Origin of the sequence: Rhodococcus pseudokoreensis (assembly GCF_017068395.1) — a bacterium.
GTDB lineage: Bacteria > Actinomycetota > Actinomycetes > Mycobacteriales > Mycobacteriaceae > Rhodococcus_F > Rhodococcus_F pseudokoreensis.
Window position 1 is genome coordinate 1,323,711 of the sequence record NZ_CP070619.1, and the last position, 24,154, is coordinate 1,347,864.

Below are 24,154 nucleotides of genomic sequence, written 5' to 3' on the forward strand. Positions count from 1 at the left end.
CATTCTGCCCGAGGCACCGTGATCTCGACCGTGGCATCATTGTGCACCATACACAACATGTGTAGCGTGCACATTCCGGCAGCACGGACGGGCTTCAGGATCCGTTGACGAACAGCGCGGTGTAGAAAACCGACGCGACGGTGTACACGAAATTGATCAGCAGATCCATAGCAGAACCTCCGGGTTCCAGAGTGAAACGAGTGACAACAGGTAATCGGAGTCGACTCGGGTGGCGTTTCAACGATCCCATCCACCGGAAAACACCCCACAGCAGAACTGAAACGTGTTCTCATTCTTCGAGGCACGCAGACGCGGTGCCGGACGAGAAAAGGGGAAGCACCATGCCGTGGAGTCACGCCGAACTCGACGACGCGTTCGCGCACTACCAGCGAACCGTCGGCCGCTGCGTCGAACTCGGAGACTGGAACGGATTCGCCGACCTCTTCACGGAGGACGCGACGTACATCGAGCACGCCTTCGGACACTTCGACGGACGCGAGGCCATCCGCACGTGGGTCACGCGCACGATGTCGGCCTTCCCCGGAAGCCGGATGACCGAGTTCCCGGCCAACTGGTACGTGATCGACGAAGACCGGGGATGGGTGATCTGCGAGATCGACAACCCCATGGAGGATCCCGGCGACGGCTCGCGTCACGCCGCAGCCAACATTACGATCCTCCACTACGCCGGCGACAACCTGTGGTCGCGCGAAGAGGACGCGTACAACCCGATGAACTTTCTCGCCACCGCCAAGAAGTGGTGCCGCGCAGCGGAAGCCGCAGGCAACCTACCCGAGGACGCGCGGGAGTGGCTCTCGAGGACGGGTGATCGACCGGCGGCCTGACCGGGTCACCACTGCCCGTAGTCGGGCTTCAGAATGTCGTTGAGATCGATGCCCACCCCGTCGACGTTGCTCGCGTCGATCTCGTACTGATGCAGGTGCGCCGACGGGTGGACGTATCCCTCGGGTGTGCCCCAGTCGTGCTGCCAGTACCACGATCCGAGCCCGGCGAGGACCGCAAGATCCAGCGTCTTGGAGTTGGCGTAGATGCCGGTGTTCCCCTTGCCGACCACCGACTCCCACCCCGCGAGATACGGGGCGATCATGGTGAGGAAATCGGCGGGCGAGGGATTGTCGTCGATGGACGCGTAGATGGGACGATCCTCGGGACCGCCTGCGGCGAGGTGCAATTCGAGTCCGCGCTCCGCGTGCCGCTTGCCCGCCTCGAGCCCGCCGCGCCAGTCGGCGGTCGGCCCCTTGCCGAACTGATAGCACGAGACGACGGACAGCCCGGCGTCGAGCAGCGCCTGCGCCTCGTCGGCGAGCATCGGCTTGCCTTCCATCCATTCGGCGCCGGGACGGCGGTCCGACACGTACCGGATCGCGCCGTCGTATCCGGCCTCGAGGATGGCGTCCGCCGAAGGCACGCCGCCCGCGTAGTCGATCAGGATGCCGAGGCTGTCCGCCTTCGCGACGGCGACCGAGGACGTGGTGGACGTGAGCGCCGCGATCCCCGCGACGGCGGATCCCGCTGCCGCGTACCGGAACAGGTCTCTCCGAGAAAATTCCACTGTGGCCCCCATATCCGATCGGTCGCGCTCCGGCGTGTCTCCGACATTCACTCTCGCTCAGTCGGTATGTTGTCCGGCTTGCATTCCACCACACTCACACGGGTCCCGCCAGCCACTTGGACTACATCCGTCACATAGGACACTCGCGACCCGCCGGCACCGTCGGGTCAGCGGAAGAACACGGCGGCCTGGTCGGCCAGTTCCAGTGCCCCCTGGGGCAGGATTCCGAGCACCACCGTCACCACCACTCCCACCGCGATGGCCGCGGCGGTGAACATGCTGGGCACCACGATCGTCGGTGCGTCGCTCTGCGGTTCCGAGAAGAACATCAGGACGATCACCCGCACGTAGAAGAACGCCGCGATCGCACTGCTGACGACGCCGACGAGGACGAGGGGAACGGCACCACCCTCGATGGCCGCCTGGAAGACCGCGAACTTGCTGACGAACCCACTCGTCAAGGGGATTCCGGCGAACGCGAGCAGGAACAGGGCGAAGACCCCGCCCACCAAAGGCGAACGCCGCCCCAGCCCCGCCCAGCGGGACAGGTCCGTCGCCTCGCCCCGGCTATCGCGCACCAGGGTGACGACGGCGAACGCGCCGAGCGTGCTGAATCCGTAGGCCAGCAGGTAGAACATGGTGGACGACAGACCTGCCCGGTTGGCCGCGACCAGACCGGTGAGGATGAATCCGGCGTGCGCGACCGAGGAGTACGCGAGCATCCGCTTGACGTCGGTCTGCGTGACCGCCATGACGGCACCGACCACCATGGTGAGGATGGCGACGCCCCACATCACCGGCCGCCAGTCCGCGCGGAGGTCGGGCAGCGCCACGTAGAAGATGCGCAGCATCGCCCCGACCGCCGCGACCTTGGTGGCCGCCGCCATGAACGCGGTGATCGGCGTCGGCGCACCCTGATAGACGTCGGGGATCCAGGAGTGGAACGGGACCGCGCCGATCTTGAACAGCAGACCCACCGACAGGAGCGCGGTGCCGATCAGCGCCAGCGTCCGGTCCTCGGCGCCCCGGGCGAGTGCGTCACCGATCCCCGGCAACGCGACGGTGCCCGCGTAGCCGTACAGTAACGCCACCCCGAACAGGAAGAACGCCGACGAGAACGCCCCGAGCAGAAAGTATTTCATCGCGGCCTCCTGCGACAGGAGACGACGCCGCCGCGCCAGCCCGCACAGCAGATACAGCGGCAGCGAGAGCACTTCCAGCGCCACGAACATGGTGAGGAGATCGTTGGACGCCGGGAACAGGAGCATCCCGCCGACCGCGAACAGGGTGAGGGGGAAGACCTCGGTGTGCCCCGGGGCGTTCCTGGTGGCCTCCCGTTCGGCGACACTGCCGGGGACGGCGTACGCCTGCGGGGTGAACGCGTCGGTTCCGCCTTCCGGCTCCGCCCCGCGGACGGCCGTGACCTCCGCGGTCGCCGCGCGGACCCCGCTGTCGACGCTCCGCTCGGCGATGATCAGGATCGCCGGAATCGAGATCAGCAGGATCGTGCCCTGGAGGAACAACGTCGGACCGTCGACGGCCACCGCTCCCCCGATCACCGAGTCGCGGGTTCCGGCGAGCAGGACGACGGCCACGAACGCCGCGGTGAGTCCGCCGATCGCGAGAACGAGATGGCTCGAGTAGCGGCCGCGCCGGGGCAGGAACGCCTCCACGAGCACACCGGCCACCGCCACGCCGAACACGATCAACATGGGTGACAGCTGGCCGTATTCGATGTCCGGCGCAGGCAACGTCGCGGACTGGGCGAGGACGAATTCGGAGGTACTCATCAGGGTGTGCCTCCCTCTGAATCCTGCCCGGCGACGGTGGGGGCAGGATCGTGCTGACCGACGGTGACGAGGACGTGGCTCACCGCGGGGGTGATGACGTCCAGCACCGGCTTGGGGTAGACGCCGAGGACGAGCAACAGTGCGATCAGCGGTGCCACGACCGCGATCTCACGGCGCACGAGATCGCGGACGGTCTCGTTGCCCTCCTTCAGCGGTCCCGTCATCATCCGCTGGTAGAGCCACAGCACGTAGATCGCGGCGAGGACGAGCGCGAGAGTCGCGACCACGGCGGCGATCTGGTACCGCGAGAACGTCCCGACCAGGACGAGGAACTCACTGATGAACGGTGCCAGGCCCGGCAGCGACAGCGTGGCCAGGCCCGCCACGAGGAACGTGCCCGCCATCACCGGAGCGACCTTCTGCACCCCGCCGTAGTCGGCGATGAGGCGGGTGCCGCGCCGCGACACCAGGAACCCGGCGATCAGGAACAGCGCCGCGGTCGAGATGCCGTGGTTGACCATGTACAGCGTCGATCCGGCCTGCCCCTGGCTCGTCATCGCGAAGATGCCGAGGATGATGAACCCGAAGTGCGAGATCGACGTGTACGCGATCAGGCGCATCACGTCGGTCTGCCCGATGGCCAGCACCGCGCCGTAGATGATGCCGATCACCGCCAGCACCGTCACGAACGGTGCGAAGTACGCCGACGCGTCCGGGAACATCTGCAGGCAGAACCGCAGCATCCCGAACGTCCCGACCTTGTCGACGACGGCCATCATCAGCACCGCGCTGGCCGGGGTGGCTTCGACCGCGGCGCCCGGCAGCCACGTGTGGAACGGCCACAGCGGGGCCTTGACCGCGAACGCGAACATGAAACCGAGGAACAACGCCTTCAGCACGCCGGGGTCGGCGTCCAGCCCCTCGGCGACGATCACCCGGAAGTCGAAGGTGCCGCCGGCGAACGCGTCCTGGCGCGCCGTCACCACGTACAGCCCGATGACGGCCGCCAGCATGATCAGGCCGCCGAACAGGTTGTACAGCAGGAACTTCACCGCGGCATACGACCTCCCCGCCCCGCCGAATCCTCCGATCAGGAAGTACATGGGGATGAGCATGGCCTCGAAGAAGATGTAGAAGAGCAGGACGTCGAGGGCGGTGAACGAGACGATCACCATCGCCTCGACCATCAGCGTCAGCGCCACGTACGTGTGCGCCATCCGCCGCCGGTCGTAGTCGGGAGCGGAGTCGCCGTCGTTCCACCCCGCGAGCAGCAGCAGCGGCACCAGCACCGCGGTGAGGAGCACCAGGACGAGCGCGATGCCGTCCAGGCCGAGGATGTACCGGGTGCCGAACGCCGGAATCCAGGCGTGCGATTCGACGAACTGGTACTGCTCACCGGTCGGGTCGAACCGGATCGCCAGCACGACCGCCAGGCACAGGACCACCACGGACACACCGACGGCGACCGACTTCGCGAGCGCGCGCCGGTCGACGGGCAACGCGAGGACCACACCGGCGCCGACGAGTGGCAGCACCCACAGGACGGTCAGCCACGGGAAGCCGCTCACCACAGCCTCACCAGCATCGTGGCGACCAGAAGCGCCGCACCCGCGAACATGAACAGGGCGTAGGACCGGACGAACCCGGTCTGCAGACGCCGCACCCGCATCGACGTTCCGCCGACGAGCGCGGCGAACCCGTTGACGGCGCCGTCGACGCCCCGGTCGTCGACGGTCACGAGCGTTCGCGTCAACTCCTGTCCGGGACGCATCAGCGCCGCCTCGTTGAACGCGTCGCCGTACAGGTCTCTCCGGGCGGCGACGGTGAGCGCGGTGACATCGGCCGGCGCGACGTCGGGGATCGGCTGCCGGGCGTACTGCCGGTAGGCCACCGCGACCCCGGCGAGCACCACCACCAGGGTGAGTCCGGTGATCGCCCACACGGGCAGGGCGGGCTCGCCGTGATGCGCGCCGACGACCGGTTCCAGCCAGTGCTGCAGCGAGGACCCGACGGCGAGCAGGGCTCCCGCGGCGACCGAACCCACCGCGAGCAAAATCATCGGCACCGTCATCACCCCCGGCGACTCGTGGGGGTCGGCCTCAGGTTGCCACCGCCGTTGCCCGAAGAACGTCATCAGCATCACCCTGGTCATGTAGAAGGCGGTGAGTCCCGCACCGAGCAGCGTCACCGTTCCGAGGACGACGCCCTGCACGCCCTCGGCGGCGAACGCCGCTTCGATGATCTTGTCCTTGGAGAAGAAGCCGGAGAACGGCGGAATCCCGATGATGGCCAGGTATCCCAGCCCGAACGTCACGAACGTGATGGGCATGACGGTGCGCAGGCCGCCGTACCGGCGCATGTTCACCTCGTCGTTCATGCCGTGCATCACCGAGCCCGCGCCGAGGAACAGGCCGGCCTTGAAGAAGCCGTGGGTGAGCAGCAGCATGATCGCGAACGCGTACCCGGCCGGTCCCAGTCCGGCGGCCAGCACCATGTACCCGATCTGGCTCATCGTCGACGCCGCCAGCGCCTTCTTGATGTCGTCCTTCGCGCAACCGATGACCGCGCCGAACAGCAGGGTCACCGCACCGACGATCACGACGCCGAGCTGGGCGTTCGGTGCCAGGTCGAAGATCGCGTTGGAGCGGACGATCAGGTACACACCCGCCGTGACCATGGTCGCGGCGTGGATGAGCGCGGACACCGGTGTCGGGCCCTCCATCGCGTCGCCGAGCCAGGACTGCAGCGGAACCTGAGCCGATTTGCCGCAGGCGGCGAGCAGCAGCGCGAGGCCGATCGCGGTGAGCACGCCCTCGCTCGCGGCGTCGGCTCGCGTGAACACGTCGGCGAATTCGATCGAGCCGAACGTCGAGAACATGATCATGATCGCGAGGATCAGCCCCATGTCGCCGACGCGGTTGACCACGAACGCCTTCTTCGCCGCGGCCGCCGCGGACGGCTTGTACTGCCAGAATCCGATGAGCAGGTACGACGCGAGACCGACGCCCTCCCACCCGACGTACAGGCCGAGGAAGTTGTCGGCCAGCACCAGCAGCAGCATCGCCGCGAGGAACAGGTTGAGGTAGGCGAAGAACCGCCTGCGCTCCGGATCGTGCGCCATGTAGCCGACCGAGTAGATGTGGATCAGGGAGCCGACACCGGTGATCAGCAGCACGAAGCACACGGACAGCTGGTCGAGTTGCAGCCCGAAGTCCACCTGGAGTTCTCCGACCGGCACCCAGCTGAACAGGATCTGGTGCACGACCCGGTCGGCGGCGTCCCGGTCCAGCATGTCGACGAAGAAGACGACGCCGAGCGCGAACGAGGCGAGCGCCGTCACGCAGCCGAGGAGATGACCCCACGCGTCGCTGCGCCTGCCCGCCAGCAGGAGCACGGCGGCGCCGAGGAGCGGCAGGACCGGCAGCAGCCAGAGCGTTTCGCTCATGCCGCACCGCCGATCGGGGTGTCGTCGGGCAAAGTCACCTTCTCGAGGATGTGCGTCATCGGGGACCCGTCAGTTCTTGAGGAGGTTGGCGTCGTCGACGGAAGCCGAACGGCGGGAACGGAAGATGGTCATGATGATCGCCAGACCGACGACGACCTCGGCGGCCGCGACGACCATCGTGAAGAACGCGAAGACCTGCCCGTCGAGGTTGCCGTGCATCCGGGCGAACGTCACGAACGCCAGATTCGAGGCGTTGAGCATCAGTTCGATACACATGAACACGATGATCGCGTTGCGGCGGATCAGCACCCCGGCGGCACCGATCGTGAACAGCAGCGCCGACAGGTAGAGGTAGTTCTCCGGGTTCATCGCCCACCCCCGTCTTCGGTCGCGGCGGGTTCGGGGGCCGCGACGTCCGCGGTGCCCAGTGCCCGGGCGGGCATGCTCGGCCGCCGGTCGAGCGACCGGCTGACGGAGAGGTCGGAGAACGTGCCGTCGGGCAGCAACGCCGGGATGTCGACGGCGTTGTGCCGCGCGTAGACCCCGGGACTGGGCAGCGGTGTGACCCGGGCACCCTCCCGGACCCGGTCCTCGGACAGCTCGCGCTGGTCCTTCCGCCGCTCGAAACGTTCCCGGTGGGCGAGCACCATCGCACCGATGGTCGCGGTGATCAGCAGTGCGCCGGTCAGTTCGAACGCCCACACGTACCGGACGAAGACGAGTTCGGCCAGCCCCTCGACGTTGCCCGCCGCGTTGGCCTGGTCGAGACCGGTGAACGCGGAGACGGACGCACTTCCGATGCCGCCGATCAGCAGGAGTCCGAATCCCAGCCCCGCCGCGATCGCGGCCACCCGCTGACCGCGCAGGTTCTCGACGAGGGATTCCGAGGAATCGACGCCGATCAGCATGAGCACGAACAGGAACAGCATCATGACCGCGCCGGTGTAGACCACGATCTGCACGACGCCGAGGAACAGCGCGCCCTGGGCGATGTAGAACACGGCCAGGATGATCATGGTGGTGGCGAGGAAGATCGCCGAGTAGACGGCTTTCGTCGCGCTGACCACTCCGAGCGCGCCGATCACGGCGACGGTCGCGAGGACCCAGAACTGCACGCCCTCGCCGGTCGAGGTCTGGGTGAAGGGTTCCGCGACCAGTTGCACCGCGGACGGCATCGTGTTCACCACGTCGGCTCTCCTCCCTCGATCACGGCTTGTCCCCCGCCGTGTCGTCCGCCCCGGACTCGTCCTGCGACGCGGGCGCCGTTCCCCCGGTCACCGTGCCGCGGTAGTAGTCCTCGGCGGTGGTGCCCGGGGCCATCGGGTGCGGCGAATCGACCATGCCGGACTCGAGCGGTGCCAGCAGGCGGTCCTTCTCGTAGATCAGGCCGGCCCGGTTGTCGTCGGCCATCTCGTACTCGTTGGTCATCGTCAGCGCCCGCGTCGGGCAGGCCTCGATGCACAGCCCGCACCCGATGCAGCGCAGGTAGTTGATCTGGTACACCCGGCCGTACCGCTCACCGGGCGAGAAGCGTTCCTCGTCGGTGTTATCGGCGCCCTCGACGAAGATGGCGTCGGCGGGGCACGCCCAGGCGCACAGTTCGCACCCGATGCACTTCTCCAGGCCGTCCGCGTACCGGTTGAGCTGATGCCTGCCGTGATAGCGGGGCGCCGTCGGCGTCTTCTCCTCCGGGTAGAACTCGGTGTTCGATTTCTTGAACATCGTGGAGAAGGTCACGCCGAATCCCGCTATGGGGCCGAGGAATTTAGTCATCGCTGTTCTCCTGAGTCGATCCGGTGGAGTGCGCGCCGGTGACGGAGACCGGCGTGCGCCGGAACACGGGCAGTGTCTGACCCGGCATCGGCGGAACCGGGTATCCACCGGCCATGGGGTCGAACGGTTCGAGTGTCTCCGGGGACAGTTCGGCGCGGTCGCGCGGCTCGACCGGTTTCTCGGGTGCGCGAACGCGGCCCGGACGCAGGCGCTTCCACAGCAGCGCCACCACCACGAGGGCCACGACGAGGCCCGCGACGACGAGGGTGATCGTCCGGGCGTCGTAGCCCTCGTTGCGGAAGGCCCGGACAGTGGCGACGATCATGACCCACACCAGCGAGATCGGGATCAGGATCTTCCAGCCGAGACCCATGAACTGGTCGTACCGCAGCCTGGGCAGCGTGGCCCGCAACCAGACGAACACGAACAGGAAACCCCAGACCTTCAGCGTGAACCACAGCACCGGCCACCATCCGGAGTTCGCGCCGGCCCACAGACTGAGCGGGAACGGTGCGTGCCAGCCGCCGAGGAACAGGGTGGTCGCGAGCGCCGAGACAGTCACCATGTTCACGTACTCGGCGAGCATGAACATCGCGAAGCTCAGCGACGAGTACTCGGTGTGGAACCCGCCGACCAGTTCGCCTTCGGCCTCGGGCAGGTCGAAGGGCGCGCGGTTGGTCTCACCCACCATCGACGTGACGTAGATGAGGAACGACGGCAGCAGCAGGAAGACGTACCAGGTGTGCTCCTGGGAGGCGACGATGCCCGACGTGGACATCGTGCCGGCGTCCAGGAAGACCGCCGCGAACGACAACGCCATCGCGATCTCGTACGAGATCACCTGCGCCGTCGAGCGCAAACCTCCCAGCAACGGGTACGTGGAGCCGGACGCCCAGCCGGCGAGCACGATGCCGTAGACGCCGATCGACGTGGCCGCAAGGACATAGAGCACCGCCACCGGCAGGTCCGTCAGCTGTAATGGCGTGTAGTGCCCGAAGATCGACACCGCCGGGCCGAACGGGATCACGGCGAACGCCATGAACGCGGGCACCGCGGCGATGATCGGCGCGAGGAGGTAGATCGGCTTGTCCACACCCTTCGGGACGATCCCCTCCTTCAGTGCCAGCTTGATGCCGTCGGCGAGGCTCTGCAGCATGCCCCGCGGACCGACCCGGTTGGGGCCCACGCGCATCTGCATCCATGCCATGACCTTGCGTTCGGCCAGGATCGTCAGAAGCGGGGTGAGGACGAGGAACACGAAGACGGCCAGGGCCTTGCCGAGAACCAGCCACCAGGGGTCGTGCCCGAACAGTGCAGGGTCGGGGTAGACGGCCGCGATCGTCACAGCGCACCTCCCGGCGCGATCCCGTTGGTGCCTGCGGCGCGGCGTACGTTCACGACGGTTCCCGCCCCGGCGGCCAGTTGCCGGTAGACCGCGGAGCCGGGCGAGTTGAGCGGCAGCCACACCACCCGATCCGGCATGTCGGTGATCACCAACGGCAACGTCACTTCGCCTCGTTCCGTCGTGACGGTGATTGGATCTCCGTCACCGGCACCCGTCTCGGCCGCCGACGCCGCGGACATCCGCACGACCGGGGTGCGCGCCGTGCCCGCCAGGTGCGGTTCGCCGTCCTGCAACCGCCCCGAGTCGAGCAGCATCCGCCACGTGGCGAGCACCGCCTCCCCCGCCCCGGGGTCCCGTCGTGGAGACTGCGGGACGTCGGGCGGATCCGGGAAGTCACCGTCCCAGGCGCCGAGCCGTTCGAGTTCCCGCCGTGCGGTCGCCGCGTCGGGAAGACCCAGCGCGACACCCATTTCGCCGGCGATCGCGTGCAGCACCCGCTGATCGGGCATCGCCCCGGTGCCGCGGAGGGCGGCGTCGAAATCGCGTATGCGCCCCTCCCAGTCGAGGAAGGTGCCCGGCTTCTCCATGACCGGTGCGATGGGGAACACCACGTCCGCGCGATCGGTGATCGCACTGTGGCGCAGTTCCAGACTCACCACGAACCCGGCCGCGTCGACGGCCGCCGTTGCGGCCTGCGGGTCGGGGAGGTCGTCGATCTCCACACCGCCGATCACCAGCGCCCCCAGCGTCCCCGCCTCGGCGGCGGCGAGGATGCCCGCGGTGTCGCGGCCCGCGGTGTCCGGCAGATCCGCGACGTTCCACGCCGACGCGACCTGCCGCCGGGCCTCGGGATCGCCCACCGGCCTGCCGCCCGGCAGCAGTCCGGGCAGCGCGCCCGCCTCGAGTGCGCCGCGTTCGCCGGCCCGTCGTGGCACCCACGCCAGCCGGGCCCCGGTGTCGTCGGCCAGACGGACCGCGGCGGACAGCGCCCCTGGCACCGCGGCGAGCCGCTCCCCTACCACGACGACGGCACCCGGTCGGCGAAGCAACTCGGTGACCCCCGCGTCTACCTCGCCCGTGCGGAGTCCGTCGAGGACCTCCGGTTCCGCATTCGGCGCGGCCCTCAGCAGTCTGCCGGACACCTTCTCGAGTCCGCGCGACGTGTACGGGGCGATCGAGTACACCGGAACGGCCTTCGTGCGCGCCGCCTTGCGCAGCCGCAGGAACACGATCGGCGACTCCTCCTCCGGCTCGAACCCGGCGAGGAGAACGATCGGCGCGGCGTCGAGATCGTCGTAGGTGACCGCGAGTCGCTGCCCCGCCACCCGGGCCGCCAGGAAGTCGGCCTCCTCACCGGAGTGTGCGCGACTGCGGAAGTCGATGTCGTTGGTGCCGAGCGCCGTTCGCGCGAATTTCGCGTAGGCGTAGGCGTCCTCCCACGTGGACCGGCCGCCGACGAGAACCCCCGCACTGCCCCGTGCCGCGGCCAGTCCCCGCGCCGCGACGGCCAGGGCCTCCGACCACGACGCGGGCGCCAGGGTGCCGTCGTCGCCGCGGACCAGAGGGGTGGTGATCCGGTCGCGCTGAGTGGCGTAGGCGAACGCCCACCGCCCCTTGTCGCAATTCCATTCCTCGTTGACCTCGGGATCGTCGCCCGCCAGCCGCCGCAACACCGTGCCGCGCCGGTGATCGGTGCGCTGGGCGCACCCGCTCGCACAGTGCTCGCACACGCTGGGGCTGGAGATCAGATCGAACGGGCGAGCCCGGAACCGGTACGCGGTACCCGTCAGCGCGCCCACCGGGCAGATCTGGACGGTGTTGCCGGAGAAATACGACTCGAACGGTTCCTTCGCGTAGATCCCGACCTGCTGCAGCGCACCCCGCTCCATCAGTTCGACGAACGGATCCCCCGCAACCTGCTGCGAGAACCGGGTGCACCGCGCGCACAGCACACACCGCTCACGATCCAGGAGGACCTCCGTGGACAGCGGAATCGGCTTGGGGAACGTGCGCTTGATCTCCCCGAAGCGCGACTCCGCGCGCCCGTTGGACATCGCCTGATTCTGCAACGGGCACTCACCGCCCTTGTCACACACCGGACAATCCAGGGGATGGTTGATCAGCAACAACTCCATCACCCCCCTCTGCGCCTTGTCCGCCACCGGCGACGTCAGCTGGGTGTGGACCACCATGCCGTCGGTGACAGTCGTGGTGCACGACGCGAGCGGCTTCCGCTGCCCCTCCACATCCACGAGGCACTGACGGCACGCACCCACCGGATCGAGCAGCGGATGATCACAGAACCGCGGGATCTGGATACCGATCATCTCCGCCGCACGAATCACCAACGTGCCCTTGGGAACACTGAGCTCCACCCCGTCGATAACAACGCTGACTGAGTCACGGCTCGCTCCGCTCGCGGGCACCGGGGCCGAGTCACGGCTCGCTCCGCTCGCGGGCACCGGGGCTTTCACGCGCGCTCTTCCCTCGTCACTCATTCGCTGCGCTCCCTCGCTCCTCGGTCCAGACCGCGCGGCCCCGGCGCCGAGTCACAGCTCGCGCATCGCCCCGCCGCCGAGTCACAGCTCGCGCATCGCCCCGCCGCCGAGTCACAGCTCGCGCATCGCCCCGCCGCCGAGTCACAGCTCGCGCATCGCCCCGCCGCCGAGTCACAGCTCGCGCACCATCCCGGTGCCACATCATGCGTCCACTCCAGCCATGAGGGTGGACTGATGCGGGTCGAACGGGCAGCCACCCTGCTCGAAGTGCGCGAGATACTCGTCGCGGAAGTACTTGATGGAAGACATGATCGGGCTCGCCGCACCGTCACCGAGAGCGCAGAACGACTTGCCGAGGATGTTGTCCGCGATGTCGAGCAACTTCTGCAGATCCGCATCGGTCCCCTCCCCCCGCTCGAGCCGCTCCAGGATCTGCACCAGCCAATACGTGCCCTCCCGGCAGGGCGTGCACTTGCCGCACGACTCGTGCGCGTAGAACTCGGTCCAGCGGAGCACGGCACGCACCACGCATGTGGTCTCGTCGAAGATCTGAAGGGCCTTCGTGCCCAGCATCGACCCGGCGGCGCCGACCCCCTCGTAGTCGAGGGCGACGTCGAGGTGCTCGTCGGTGAAGATCGGCGTCGAGGAACCGCCCGGCGTCCAGAACTTCAACCGGTGCCCGGCGCGGACTCCGCCCGCGTATTCGAGTAACTCCCGCAACGTGATTCCCAGCGGTGCCTCGTATTGTCCGGGTGTGGTCACGTGCCCGGACAGGGAGTAGAGGGTGAACCCGGGCGACTTCTCGCTGCCCATCGACCGGAACCACTCGATGCCGTTCACGATGATCGGTGGGACGCTCGCGATCGATTCGACGTTGTTGACGACGGTCGGGGACGCGTAGAGACCGGCCACCGCGGGGAACGGCGGACGCAGCCGGGGCTGGCCGCGGCGCCCCTCCAGCGAGTCGAGCAGCGCCGTCTCCTCGCCGCAGATGTACGCCCCGGCACCCGCGTGCACGACCAACTCGAGGTCGAACCCGGTGCCCAGGATGTTCTTGCCCAGGTAGCCCGCCGCATACGCCTCCGCGACCGCGGACTGCAACCGGCGCAGCACCGGCACCACCTCGCCGCGCACGTAGATGAAGGCATGCCCGGCGCGGATCGCGTACGCCGCGATGATGACGCCCTCCACGAGCGCGTGCGGCGTTGCCAGCATGAGGGGCATGTCCTTGCAGGTACCCGGTTCGGACTCGTCCGCGTTGACCACGAGGTAATGCGGCTTGTCGTCGCCCTGCGGGATGAACGACCACTTCATGCCGGTCGGGAACCCGGCACCGCCGCGGCCGCGCAGTCCGGCCTCCTTGATCGTCGAGATCACCTCGTCCGGGTCCATGCGCAGCGCCTTCTGCAGGCCCTCGTACCCGTCGTGGCGACGGTACGTGTCGAGGGTCCAGGATTCGGGTTCGTCCCAGTAGCGGCTCAGGACCGGGGTCAGCGGCATGTCAGTCTCCCTTCCGTCCGGGGTCGGTGGCGGCCGGGTTCGTTTCGGAGGTGGACCGATTCGGAGGCACCGTCGCCGACGGGGCAGGTGCCGGCTCGTCCTTCGTGGATTCCGCCGCCACCGCCTCGGTGTCCCGCGACTGCGGCTCCGGGACGAGGGACGTCTCCGCCGGATCCGGCGCCGTCATCCCCCGCTCCCGCGCAACGCGCAGGCCGGCCAATGTCGGTTCACCGGCGACGCCCTCCTCGAGCGCACCGGGACGCTCGTCGGGGAACCCGGCGAGAATGCGGGCGGTCTCCCGGAACGTGCACAGCGTCGCGCCACGGCTCGGCGTCACCCGGTCCCCCGACCGCAGGGAATCGACGAGCGAACGGGCCGACTCCGGGGTCTGATTGTCGAAGAACTCCCAGTTCACCATCACCACCGGGGCGTAATCGCACGCCGCATTGCACTCGATGTGCTCCAGCGTGACCTTGCCGTCCGCGGTCGTGCCACCGGGCGGCAGATCGAGATGCTCCTCCAGCGCGGCGAGGATCGCATCGCCGCCCATGACCGCGCACAAAGTGTTGGTGCACACCCCCACGTAGTAGTCGCCCGTCGGCTCGCGCCGGTACATCGAATAGAACGTCGCCACCGCGGCCACCTCGGCGCCGGTCAACCCGAGCCGGCCGGCACAGAGTTCGACGCCCGCCGGCGTGATGCACCCGTCCTCCGCCTGAACCAGATGCAACAGCGGCAGCAGCGCGGACCTCGAATTCGGGTAACGCGCGACGACGACATCGGCGTCGGCGTCGAGCCGCGCCCGGATCTCCGGCGGATATTCCTCCCGCGCACCCGGCCGCACCAGCCGTCCGTTCTCCTCCGGCCTCGGCCCGAACTCGATGAAAACGGGTGGTTGCGCCGGTGCGGTTCGCTCGGTCATCGATCCACTCCCCCCATGACGGGATCGATGCTCGCGACCGCGGCAATCACATCCGCCACCATGCCGCCTTCACACGTGGCCGCCACCGACTGCAGATTCGTGAACGACGGATCGCGGAAATGCACCCGGAACGGGCGCGTGCCACCGTCGCTGACCATGTGCACCCCGAGCTCGCCCCGCGGCGACTCCACCGCCACATACACCTGGCCCGGCGGCACCCGGAAACCCTCCGTCACCAACTTGAAATGATGGATCAGCGATTCCATCGACGAATCCATGATCTCGCGGACATGCTCCGGCGAATTACCCAGACCATCCGGGCCCAACGTCAGATCCGCAGGCCACGCGATCTTCTTGTCTTCCGCCATGATCGGCCCCGGCCGCAACTTGTCGAGACACTGCTCGACGATCTTCAGCGACTCCTTCATCTCGTCGACCCGGATCAGGTAACGGCCGTACGCGTCGCACCCGGTGTCGGTGCTGACGTCGAACTCGTAATTCTCGTACCCGCAATACGGCTGCGACTTCCGCAGATCGTGTGGCAGACCCGTCGCACGCAGCATCGGACCCGTCACCCCCAGCGCCATGCACCCCGTGAGGTCGAGATACCCGATGCCCTTGGTGCGGCCCTTCCAGATGCGGTTGTCGTTCAGCAGATTTTCCATGTCCCGCAACCGCTCCGGCATTACCGTCAGCAACTCGCGGACCTTCTCCACCGCCCCCTCCGGCAGATCCTGCGACAAACCGCCCGGCCGGATATACGCGTGGTTCATGCGCAATCCCGTGATGAACTCGAACACGTCCAGGACCAACTCACGCTCCCGGAAACCGAACAGCATCGCCGTCACCGCGCCCAACTCCATCCCACCCGTGGCCAGCGCCACCAGATGCGAGGAAATGCGGTTCAGCTCCATCAACATCACCCGGATGACACTCGCCCGCTCCGGCACCTGCTCCGTGATGTCGAGCAACTTCTCCACACCCAGGCAATACGCCGTCTCGTTGAAAAACGGCGACAGATAATCCATCCGCGTCACAAACGTCACACCCTGCGTCCAGGTGCGGTACTCCAGATTCTTCTCGATCCCCGTATGCAGATAACCGATACCGCACCGGGCCTCCGTGACCGTCTCACCCTCGATCTCCAGGATGAGCCGCAACACCCCGTGCGTCGACGGATGCTGCGGACCCATATTCACGACGATGCGCTCCTCGCCGCTCCCCGAACCGGCATCCTCCGACGCCGCCCTCACCGCATCGACAACCTCGTCCCAGTCCTGACCGGCGACCGTGAAAACCGTGTCCTCGCTCATCAGTTGTACCCCCGCCGCTCGTCCGGCGGCGCGATCTCCGCGCCCTTGTACTCGACGGGAATACCGCCGAGCGGATAGTCCTTCCGCTGCGGATGACCCGGCCAGTCATCCGGCATCTCGATCCGCGTCAACGACGGATGCCCGTCGAACACGATCCCGAAAAAGTCGTACGTCTCCCGCTCGTGCCAATCATTCGTCGGATACACGTCATACAACGACGGAATATGCGGATCCCCATCCGGCACCGCCACCTCCAGACGGATCCGCCGATTGTGCGTAATCGACAACAACGGATACACCGCATGCAACTCCCGGCCCGCATCCTGCGGGAAATGCACACCATTCACACCCAGACACATCTCGAACCGCAGATCCGGCTCATCCCGCAACGCACGCGCCACCGGCACCAAGAACTCGCGCCGCACACCGAACGTCACCTCACCCCGAAACACCACCACCGACTCCACCGCCACCTCGAAGCCCACCCCCGACTCCGCCAGCGCCGCCCCCAACCCATCCGCCACCTCGTCGAAATACCCGCCGAACGGCCGCGGCGTACTCCCCGGCAACAACACCGGACGCACCAACCGCCCATACCCCGACGTATCCCCACTACCCCGCACCCCGAACAAACCCTTACGCACACCGATCTGCTCTGTAACATGGCTCGCTTCGCTCGCGTGTGCCGGAGCTTTATCGTGCGGTCTTCCCTCGTCACTCACTCGCTACGCTCCCTCGTTCCTCAGTCCAGACCGCACGGCTCCGGCACTTACTCGGTTCGCTCCGCTCCCTCGCGGGGACATGGCTCGCTTCGCTCGCGTGTGCCGGAGCTTTATCGTGCGGTCTTCCCTCGTCACTCACTCGCTACGCTCCCTCGCTCCTCAGTCCAGACCGCACGGCTCCGGCACTTGCTCGGGCCGTCACCGGAGCAGGCCCTTCATCTGGAAGGTGGGAGTGGCAGCCAGCGCGGCCTGCTCCGCCGCACGCGCCACCTCCTCCCGGTGCACACCGAGCGGCATCTGCTGGATCTTCTCGTGCAACGTGAGGATCGCGTTCAGCAGCATCTCGGGCCTCGGCGGGCACCCCGGTAGATAGATGTCGACAGGCACGACGTGGTCGACACCCTGCACGATCGCGTAGTTGTTGAACATCCCACCCGACGACGCGCAGACGCCCATCGCCAGCACCCACTTCGGCTCCACCATCTGGTCATAGATCTGCCGCAGCACCGGCGCCATCTTCTGGCTCACCCGGCCTGCGACGATCATCAGATCGGCCTGCCGCGGTGAAGCACGGAACGCCTCCATGCCGAAGCGCGCGATGTCGAAGCGGCCGCCTGCGGTGGCCATCATCTCGATCGCACAACACGCGAGCCCGAAACTGGCGGGCCACAGCGAGCCCTTGCGGACGTAACCCGCAAGCCCCTCGACCGTGGTCAGCAGGAAGCCGCTCGGCAGCTTCTCCTCGATGCCCATATCCGACTCTTCTCTTCCGACTTAGCTTTTGGATCGCTGGCGGGACCGATCAGTCCCAACTGAGACCGCCACGCCGCCACTCGTACGCGTAGGCGACGGAGACGTTGAAGATGAACAGGGCCATGGCCCCGAGACCGAAGAAGCCGAGGGCGTCGAAATGAACGGCCCACGGGTAGAGGAACACGATCTCGATGTCGAAGATGATGAACAGCATGGCCGTCAGGTAGTACTTCACCGGGATGCGGCCCGCGCCCAGCGGCGAGGCCGTCGGCTCGATCCCGCACTCGTAGGCGTCGAGCTTGGCACGGTTGTAGCGTCTCGGTCCGACGATCCTCGCCACGATCACGGAGAACACCGCGAACGCGACCGCAATCGCCCCGAGCACGAGGATCGGCACATAGACATTCATGCCGTCTCAGCTCCCCTCTTCCCGAGCCTGCCCGCCCGATTCCCGGGCGGTCGTTTCCGAAGCTACGCTCTTGTGAGTTATGCCACAGCGTACAAGGGAAGTCGCCGGGCCCGGCCGATTTGACCGAGCGATTTCCAGGCGATCTGGAAATGCGGAAAACCGCTGCAGCACAGGCGCTCGATGCGCCGCCGGACGGCGGAAACGGAAGTCAGGAGACCCTAAGCAGAGAGTCGGGTGCGGAGCAGCGCTATGACCGCTTCGGACAACCGGATCGGGTCGAGCGGATGCGGCACCGCGGCCTCGGCGCGCGACCAACTGGCCAGCCAGGCGTCGTCGGGACGCCCGGTCAGGACCAGGATCGGCGGGCACTCGTCGAGCTCGTCCTTCAACTGCTTGGCGATCCCCATCCCGCCCGCGGGCACCGCCTCCCCGTCCAGGACGGCCAGGTCGATACCGCCGGCATCCATTTCCCGGATCACCACGGGCGCCGTCGCCACCTCGACGTACTCCAGCTCCGGAAGGTCGGGGTGCGGACGCTTCCCCAATGCCAGAACGACCTTCTGGCGGGTGCTCGCGTCGTCGCTGTAGACGAGGACACGCAACCGATCAGGACGGCTGGTGTGGGCGGTCGCGTCGGTCACGGACACGATGCTACCGGTACCCCGCCTTCCAGACCGGCGGCTCGCGTCGATCGAAAAACGGCGCGTCGAAATCGAATTGGTTCGGCCGGCGGGCGCAGCGGCCCGGCTACAGTCTCTCCGCGATGGCGAGCGCCGTGGAACCGAGCTTCGGCAGGCGCAGATCCGCGATGGGGGTCAGCATGTTGCCGAGCCTGTTGGTGACGAAGGCGATCGACAGCCCGGTGTCGGCGTCGGCGAACGCGCCCGACCCACCCAACCCGTAGTGCCCGAACGTATTCGACGGCTGTCTGCGGCGCGCGACCATTCCCGCGTGGTAGCCGAGCCGCCAGTTCATCGGTATGCCCAGAACGTAGTCGCGGGCCGTGGTCTGCACCTGGCTCAGCTGGGCCACGACGTCCGGCGGGAGGAACTCGGCACCGCCGACGGTTCCGCCGTTGGCCAGCGCCCCGTACATGCGCGCGAGCGCGCGGGCACTGAACACGCCGTTCCATCCCGGCATCACGCTGTCGTGGATCGCGGGGTTGCGGACGAGGGCGTCGAAACCGGCGGGCATGCCGGCGTCGGCGACGTTGCGGAGACCGGGCAGCCGCGCCATCGCGAACGACGTCGCACCCCACGGAACACCGAACGGGTTGATGTGCGGGAAGGTCCTCGCGATCCGGGACCGCTCGGCCGGCGGCACCTCGTACCAGAATTCCTTCACCCCGAGCGGTTCGGCGATCTCGGTGCGCACCAAATCGGTGAAGTGCTTTCCGGCCGCACGCGCCGTCAGTTCGGCGACCAGCGAACCGAATGTCACGGCGTGATAGCCGGGGGCCTTCAGCCGCCGCCGATCCGGGGTCGCCGCGGCCAGTGCGCCACTGACCAGGCCGTGGTCCATCAGACTCAGCGGTCCGGGAACGAGCCCGCGGACGCGGTGCAGTCCGGCGCGGTGCGACAGCAGTTCGCGCACCGTGATCTCGTCCTTGCCCGCCGTGGCGAACTCGGGCCAGTACTGCGCCACCGGCGCGTCGTAGTCGATGATCCCGCGTCCCGCGAGACGGTGCAGCACGGTGGACGCGACGCCCTTGCCCGTGGAGAACGTGAGGGTGACCGTGTCGTTCTGCCAGAACGTGTCGCGGCTCGCCCACCCGGCCCACACGTCGACGACCGGCTCACCGTGGAGGTAGACGGCCAGTGCACCGCCGCCCTGGCCGGCGTCGTGGAACAGCCGGAAGAACTGGTCGACGAGCACCCCGAATCGCCGGTCCGCCAGCATCCCTGCCGGTGGCCGTACGGTGCGGCGCCTCAACGGCCACGGCGATGTGGTCGTCATGTCGACTTCCCTCGGTCGCTCTTCACGTCAGTGACATGTGCATTTAACTTCCTCTTTACACATGGGTGAGCGCCGTCGGCACCGCTTCAGGGCCTGCGTGATCGCTTCGTGGCCATACCGCAACGGGAAAGACTGTCCGGGCTCCAGGGAGGTGACCCGACCATGATCATTTCGGCTCGAGGGAGTGGAAGTAATCGGACCTGACCTCGACGTCCTCGACGAGACGCGTGGTGGTCTGGACACCCAGTGAATGCTCCTTCAACAGGTCGCACAGCCGGTCGCCGTCGATCAGGTCGATCGGCGGGGCACCGTCCCGCTTGGACTCCGTGCGGGCGTCACCGGTGAAGGTCCCGGTCGTGATGAGCAGACCCTTCTCGCCGCGACCCGCCATCGCGCCACGGAAATCGCGCACGGCCCCGGCCCCGACACTGCCGCTGTAGCGCTTGCACTGGAAGAACACGGGGAAACTGAGCAGCGACAACTGGTACACGCCGAGGCCCTCGATGTCCCCGTCACCGCCGCGGCCGGTGACGGACGCACTCGAGAATCCGGCCTCTCGCAGCAACCGCTGGGTCAGCCGCTCGAATGCAGGCGGCGACATCTTCAGGACCGTGTCGAGCAGCAGGTCCTTCCAGTCCGCGTCGTTCTCGGCCTCGGCGATGTTGGCGTCCGGTTCGTCGTTTCTCCGGGATGCCGCCTTCGCCGACTTGCGCGCGGCATTCTTCTTGCGGTTCTCGGCGGAGAACTCGGCATGCAACGGGCGGATCTCGCTCTCGCCGACCTCGCGGCCCTTCTCCGTCACACTCCACACCCCGCGGCGGCTGTTGGTGAGCAGACCCATCCCCTTGAGGTAGGTGCGCGCCCACGCCAGCCGGTACTCGATCTCGGTGCTCGGGCCGTCACCGTGCAGCACGCCCTGCACATCGGACGAAAGACCTTCTCGCTCAACGACTGCGCTGTCGAGCTCCTCGTTGGACGCCGAACCACCGAGAGCAATGGCAGCCTGAAGCGCTGGCCAGAGGAGGTCGACGTACTGAGGAACGTGAACAGTCATGGCCACAAGCATGCCCGAATCCTCTAGGCAGTCAGTACACGGACCCCGACCCGATCACCCCGGCGAACCCTGGGCGAGCCGAGCCTCCGCCCGGTTCTCGAGCTGTGCGCGGTAGATCGTCTTCCCCGACAGGCGCACGATGAGGTAGGAGAGCCCGACGGCGATCATCCCCGGCACGAGCACTCCGATGCTTCCCGTCATCTCCGCAACCATCAGCATCACCGCGAGCGGGGCGCGGGCGATGCTCCCGAAACACGCCATCATGCCGACGATGACGAAGGGCGCCGGATTGTCGGGGACGCCCGGCGCGATCGGTTCCAGCAGTCGCCACACCGCGGCGCCGGTGAAGGCCCCGATCACCATGCCCGGCCCGAAGATGCCGCCCGATCCGCCCGATCCGATGGACAGCGACGTCGCGAGGATCTTCGCGAACGGCAGCAACAACACCACCCACAGCGGGATGGCCGCGAGGTCGTCGCGGGCCATCGACTGCTGGATCCACCCGTATCCGCTGCCCAGCACCTCCGGCAGCACCAGCGCCATCAGTCCGACGAGCAGCCCGCCGACCGCAGGCTTGACGACCCGGCTGCCCGGTAGGCGGTGGGTGAGATCGACGGCGGTGTAGAACGTCCCGCTGTACAGCAATCCGATCAGGCCGCCGAGCACACCGATGAGCGCGAACCACAACAGTTGCGCCGGGGTGTCGAAGACGTAGTCCTGGGCGGCGTACCCGAACAGCGGGCCGAATCCGAGGAAGCTGCCGAACACGGTGTAGCTGACGATCGACGTGACCAGCGCCGGCACGAGCACCTCGAAGTCGAAGTCCTCCTTGTACGGGATCGTGCAGCACAGCACCGCGCCGCCGAGTGGGGCGCCGAAGATGGCGCCGATCCCGGAGCCGATGCCGATCGCCACGGCGATGCGTCCGTCCCGCGGGGACAGGTCCAGTCTGCGGGCGAGGAGCGATCCGAAACCCGCCGAGATCTGCGCGGTGGGGCCCTCCCGTCCGCCGGACCCGCCGGATCCGATCGTGATCGCCGACGCGACCAGCTTCACCAGCACGACGCGGACGCGGATCATGCGGGGGTCCCGGTGCACGGCCTCGATCGCCGCGTCGGTGCCGTGCCCCTCGGCCTCGGGTGCCAGGGTGAACACGAGGATGCCCGACACCAGACCGCCCAGGCACACCACGAGCGGAATCGCCCACGGTCTCGTGAACTCCCTGCTGCCGCCCGCACCGCCGTCCCCGGCCGCGGTCGGCGGGTGGTAGCCGCCGATGTCGACGATCAGCAGTTGCGTCGCCTCCGACAGCGCGACGTAGAACACGACCGCGCCGAGCCCGGCGACGATGCCGATCACGACACCGAGGACCAGCCATTTGCGGGTGTAGCCCGCGGTGCGGATCCAGGTTCCGGCGGACGCCCCGATCGACCGCAGAGCCCGCGACCCGGACGCCACCCGGATCACTCCAGCTTTCCGAAGACCGTTCGACCCTCCAGGATCGTGGCGAGCACCTCGAGGTCCGCGATGTCGTCGGGATCCACCAGAAGCGGGTTGGCCGACAGCACGACGAGATCGGCGTGCAGCCCGGGAACGATCGCCCCGATGGCGTCCTCGCTCCGGAGGTGCCACGCCGAGTTGATCGTCTCCGCGCGCAGGGCGTCCGGGACGGAGATCCGCTCCTCGGGGGCGAGCACCCGTCCCGACCGGGTGCGGCGGGTGACGGCGTCGGCGATATTGCGCAGCGGATTGGTCGGGGTGACCGGGCCGTCATTGTGGAACGAGATCCGCTGGCCCGCTGCGATCGCGGAAGCTGCAGCGGCCCAACGTGCTCCGCGTTCGCCGAACAGGTCGTCGACGAGAACGTCGCCCCAGTAGTAGAGGTGGTCGACGAAAAGGCTGCACGTGACGCCGAGTTCGGTCGCACGGCGGAACTGCTCCGGGGTCATCGCCCCCACGTGCTCGAGCCGCAGCCGGTGATCGTCACGCGGCGAGTCGGCGAGCATCCGCTCCCACGCGTCGAGGGCCAGGGTGACCGCCGCGTCACCGTTGGCGTGACAGGAGATCTGCCAGCCGTTCTCGAAGTACGGCTTGCTGATCTCGAGAATCTCGTCCGCGGTGTAGTTGGCCTTGCCGCGGGATCCGGCGAGGCCGAGCGATCGCGTGACGTCCGTGTCGAGGTACGGGAAACTCGTGGCCGCGTTGCCAACCCACGGCGAGCCGTCCGACCAGATCTTGATACCCACCTGGCGCAGCAGGTCGTCGCCCACTCCGGGTGACACGTCCGTGGAGCGCTCCGGGTTCGACATCTCGTACAGCCGCAACCGGGTGGTGAGCGCACCGGACCGGGCGATCGCCGTCAGCGCGCTCCGGAAGCGTGGGTCGAACGCCATCTCGCTGGCGGTGGTGATGCCTGCCGCGTTCATCCGCGCGCATTCCGCGGCGAGGAGTTCCGGTAGCCGGGTGGACGCACCCTCGAGAATCGAGGCGGCCACCGCCATCACCGCGGGCGCCTCGAACGCCGAACCGTTCAGTTCGCCCGACTCGTCGCGGCCGAAGCTGCCGCCTTCCGGGTCCGGCGTCTTCTTGTTCAATCCGGCGTCCCGGGCGGCGACGTCGTTGAAATACGCCACATGACCGGTGTTGTGCAGGATCACCAGGGAGGTGTCGGGGGCGACGGAATTGAGCCATTCCCGGGACGGTTCCGGCAGCCCCTTCTGGAGCAGAGGGTCCCAGCCGTTGAGCACGGCGCCGTCGGGGTGCTCGTCGACGGCGCGGCGGACGGCATCGACCACCTCACCGGCGTCGGCGATGGTGACCGGCCTGATGTCCACCACCGGTTCGCCGAGCAGCACCGCCGAGTTCAGCGGGTGACCGTGCGCCTCGATGAACCCGGGGAGGATGCAGGCGCGGTGCACGTCGACCGCGATCGTTTCCGGTCCGATCAGCGGAAACACCGCGCCGTCGTTGCCGACTGCGGCGATCCGCCCGTCCCGCACCGCGACCGCCCGAGCGCGTGGCGCGGCGTCGTTCATGGTGACCACGTCACCGAACAGCACCAGATCGGCAGGTTTTCCGTCGTTCGTGCCCATCAGTGCACC

General features: G+C 67.8%; 21 protein-coding genes. 1 reads left to right on the forward strand and 20 read right to left on the reverse strand.

The features are described from left to right. The first annotated feature begins 341 nt into the window (after positions 1 to 341). Positions 342 to 845 (forward strand): nuclear transport factor 2 family protein, encoded by a 504-nt coding sequence (locus JWS13_RS11550; RefSeq protein WP_206005656.1) that lies wholly within the window; start codon positions 342 to 344, stop codon positions 843 to 845. Positions 846 to 850: 5 nt separating this feature from the next. Here the strand turns inward: JWS13_RS11550 and JWS13_RS11555 are convergent, their stop codons facing one another. The 20 genes from JWS13_RS11555 to JWS13_RS11650 all read right to left on the reverse strand — a co-directional run bounded on the left by JWS13_RS11555 (position 851) and on the right by JWS13_RS11650 (position 24,145). After that, on the reverse strand, positions 851 to 1,585 hold the full coding sequence (locus JWS13_RS11555; protein ID WP_206005657.1) for a DUF1906 domain-containing protein: 735 nt from the start codon (positions 1,583 to 1,585) through the stop codon (positions 851 to 853). 155 nt (positions 1,586 to 1,740) lie between these two features. Continuing rightward, positions 1,741 to 3,363 (reverse strand): NADH-quinone oxidoreductase subunit NuoN, encoded by a 1,623-nt coding sequence (nuoN, locus tag JWS13_RS11560; RefSeq protein WP_206005658.1) that lies wholly within the window; start codon positions 3,361 to 3,363, stop codon positions 1,741 to 1,743. After that, a complete protein-coding gene (locus JWS13_RS11565) occupies positions 3,363 to 4,931 on the reverse strand; it encodes an NADH-quinone oxidoreductase subunit M (RefSeq protein ID WP_206005659.1) in 1,569 nt (522 codons plus the stop codon). The genes nuoN and JWS13_RS11565 overlap by 1 nt, the downstream gene beginning before the upstream one ends. Beyond that, positions 4,928 to 6,808 (reverse strand): NADH-quinone oxidoreductase subunit L, encoded by a 1,881-nt coding sequence (nuoL, locus tag JWS13_RS11570; protein WP_206005660.1) that lies wholly within the window; start codon positions 6,806 to 6,808, stop codon positions 4,928 to 4,930. Before nuoL ends, JWS13_RS11565 begins: the two co-directional genes overlap by 4 nt. Before the next feature lie 69 nt (positions 6,809 to 6,877). Beyond that, entirely contained in the window at positions 6,878 to 7,177 is a 300-nt protein-coding gene (nuoK, locus tag JWS13_RS11575; protein ID WP_005239116.1) for an NADH-quinone oxidoreductase subunit NuoK, read from the reverse strand. Next, positions 7,174 to 7,983, reverse strand: coding sequence for an NADH-quinone oxidoreductase subunit J (locus JWS13_RS11580; RefSeq protein ID WP_192581700.1), 810 nt, complete (start codon positions 7,981 to 7,983; stop codon positions 7,174 to 7,176). The genes nuoK and JWS13_RS11580 overlap by 4 nt, the downstream gene beginning before the upstream one ends. Before the next feature lie 31 nt (positions 7,984 to 8,014). Then, positions 8,015 to 8,581, reverse strand: coding sequence for an NADH-quinone oxidoreductase subunit NuoI (gene nuoI / locus JWS13_RS11585; protein WP_206005661.1), 567 nt, complete (start codon positions 8,579 to 8,581; stop codon positions 8,015 to 8,017). Beyond that, entirely contained in the window at positions 8,574 to 9,926 is a 1,353-nt protein-coding gene (gene nuoH, locus JWS13_RS11590; protein ID WP_206005662.1) for an NADH-quinone oxidoreductase subunit NuoH, read from the reverse strand. Before nuoH ends, nuoI begins: the two co-directional genes overlap by 8 nt. Next, a complete protein-coding gene (locus JWS13_RS11595) occupies positions 9,923 to 12,424 on the reverse strand; it encodes an NADH-quinone oxidoreductase subunit G (protein WP_241032155.1) in 2,502 nt (833 codons plus the stop codon). The genes nuoH and JWS13_RS11595 overlap by 4 nt, the downstream gene beginning before the upstream one ends. Positions 12,425 to 12,625: 201 nt before the next feature. Beyond that, positions 12,626 to 13,924 (reverse strand): NADH-quinone oxidoreductase subunit NuoF, encoded by a 1,299-nt coding sequence (gene nuoF, locus JWS13_RS11600; protein WP_206005663.1) that lies wholly within the window; start codon positions 13,922 to 13,924, stop codon positions 12,626 to 12,628. Between the two features lies 1 nt (position 13,925). Beyond that, positions 13,926 to 14,846 carry an NADH-quinone oxidoreductase subunit NuoE gene (gene nuoE / locus JWS13_RS11605; protein WP_206005664.1) on the reverse strand — a complete coding sequence of 307 codons (921 nt, stop codon included), beginning with the start codon at positions 14,844 to 14,846 and terminating at the stop codon, positions 13,926 to 13,928. Then, complete coding sequence (nuoD, locus tag JWS13_RS11610; protein WP_206005665.1) at positions 14,843 to 16,159, reverse strand: NADH dehydrogenase (quinone) subunit D; 1,317 nt, start codon at positions 16,157 to 16,159, stop codon at positions 14,843 to 14,845. The genes nuoE and nuoD overlap by 4 nt, the downstream gene beginning before the upstream one ends. Further along, on the reverse strand, positions 16,159 to 16,881 hold the full coding sequence (locus JWS13_RS11615; RefSeq protein WP_206005666.1) for an NADH-quinone oxidoreductase subunit C: 723 nt from the start codon (positions 16,879 to 16,881) through the stop codon (positions 16,159 to 16,161). Before JWS13_RS11615 ends, nuoD begins: the two co-directional genes overlap by 1 nt. A 198-nt stretch (positions 16,882 to 17,079) precedes the next feature. Next, positions 17,080 to 17,634: a NuoB/complex I 20 kDa subunit family protein gene (locus JWS13_RS11620; RefSeq protein ID WP_124389471.1), complete on the reverse strand. Its 555-nt coding sequence runs from the start codon at positions 17,632 to 17,634 to the stop codon at positions 17,080 to 17,082. Between the two features lie 49 nt (positions 17,635 to 17,683). Further along, a complete protein-coding gene (locus JWS13_RS11625) occupies positions 17,684 to 18,043 on the reverse strand; it encodes an NADH-quinone oxidoreductase subunit A (RefSeq protein ID WP_087556472.1) in 360 nt (119 codons plus the stop codon). A 218-nt stretch (positions 18,044 to 18,261) separates the two neighbouring features. Then, complete coding sequence (locus JWS13_RS11630) at positions 18,262 to 18,684, reverse strand: Rv3143 family two-component system response regulator (RefSeq protein ID WP_124389470.1); 423 nt, start codon at positions 18,682 to 18,684, stop codon at positions 18,262 to 18,264. A gap of 106 nt (positions 18,685 to 18,790) precedes the next feature. Beyond that, positions 18,791 to 19,999 (reverse strand): serine hydrolase domain-containing protein, encoded by a 1,209-nt coding sequence (locus JWS13_RS11635; RefSeq protein ID WP_206005667.1) that lies wholly within the window; start codon positions 19,997 to 19,999, stop codon positions 18,791 to 18,793. Positions 20,000 to 20,165: 166 nt separating this feature from the next. Continuing rightward, positions 20,166 to 21,065: a restriction endonuclease gene (locus JWS13_RS11640; protein WP_087556474.1), complete on the reverse strand. Its 900-nt coding sequence runs from the start codon at positions 21,063 to 21,065 to the stop codon at positions 20,166 to 20,168. A 42-nt stretch (positions 21,066 to 21,107) separates the two neighbouring features. After that, entirely contained in the window at positions 21,108 to 22,520 is a 1,413-nt protein-coding gene (locus JWS13_RS11645; protein WP_206005668.1) for a chloride channel protein, read from the reverse strand. After that, entirely contained in the window at positions 22,517 to 24,145 is a 1,629-nt protein-coding gene (locus JWS13_RS11650; RefSeq protein WP_206005669.1) for an amidohydrolase, read from the reverse strand. The genes JWS13_RS11645 and JWS13_RS11650 overlap by 4 nt, the downstream gene beginning before the upstream one ends. Positions 24,146 to 24,154: the final 9 nt, after the last annotated feature.

Bases quoted from the DNA above. Each gene is read 5' to 3' on its own strand.
- JWS13_RS11550 (WP_206005656.1), top strand. From the start codon at position 342: ATGCCGTGGAGTCACGCCGAACTCGACGACGCGTTCGCGCACTACCAG.
- JWS13_RS11555 (WP_206005657.1), bottom strand. From the start codon at position 1,585: ATGGGGGCCACAGTGGAATTTTCTCGGAGAGACCTGTTCCGGTACGCG.
- nuoN (WP_206005658.1), bottom strand. From the start codon at position 3,363: ATGAGTACCTCCGAATTCGTCCTCGCCCAGTCCGCGACGTTGCCTGCG.
- nuoL (WP_206005660.1), bottom strand. From the start codon at position 6,808: ATGAGCGAAACGCTCTGGCTGCTGCCGGTCCTGCCGCTCCTCGGCGCC.
- nuoK (WP_005239116.1), bottom strand. From the start codon at position 7,177: ATGAACCCGGAGAACTACCTCTACCTGTCGGCGCTGCTGTTCACGATC.
- JWS13_RS11580 (WP_192581700.1), bottom strand. From the start codon at position 7,983: ATGCCGTCCGCGGTGCAACTGGTCGCGGAACCCTTCACCCAGACCTCG.
- nuoI (WP_206005661.1), bottom strand. From the start codon at position 8,581: ATGACTAAATTCCTCGGCCCCATAGCGGGATTCGGCGTGACCTTCTCC.
- JWS13_RS11595 (WP_241032155.1), bottom strand. From the start codon at position 12,424: ATGAGTGACGAGGGAAGAGCGCGCGTGAAAGCCCCGGTGCCCGCGAGC.
- nuoF (WP_206005663.1), bottom strand. From the start codon at position 13,924: ATGCCGCTGACCCCGGTCCTGAGCCGCTACTGGGACGAACCCGAATCC.
- nuoE (WP_206005664.1), bottom strand. From the start codon at position 14,846: ATGACCGAGCGAACCGCACCGGCGCAACCACCCGTTTTCATCGAGTTC.
- nuoD (WP_206005665.1), bottom strand. From the start codon at position 16,159: ATGAGCGAGGACACGGTTTTCACGGTCGCCGGTCAGGACTGGGACGAG.
- JWS13_RS11620 (WP_124389471.1), bottom strand. From the start codon at position 17,634: ATGGGCATCGAGGAGAAGCTGCCGAGCGGCTTCCTGCTGACCACGGTC.
- JWS13_RS11625 (WP_087556472.1), bottom strand. From the start codon at position 18,043: ATGAATGTCTATGTGCCGATCCTCGTGCTCGGGGCGATTGCGGTCGCG.
- JWS13_RS11635 (WP_206005667.1), bottom strand. From the start codon at position 19,999: ATGACGACCACATCGCCGTGGCCGTTGAGGCGCCGCACCGTACGGCCA.
- JWS13_RS11640 (WP_087556474.1), bottom strand. From the start codon at position 21,065: ATGCTTGTGGCCATGACTGTTCACGTTCCTCAGTACGTCGACCTCCTC.
- JWS13_RS11650 (WP_206005669.1), bottom strand. From the start codon at position 24,145: ATGGGCACGAACGACGGAAAACCTGCCGATCTGGTGCTGTTCGGTGAC.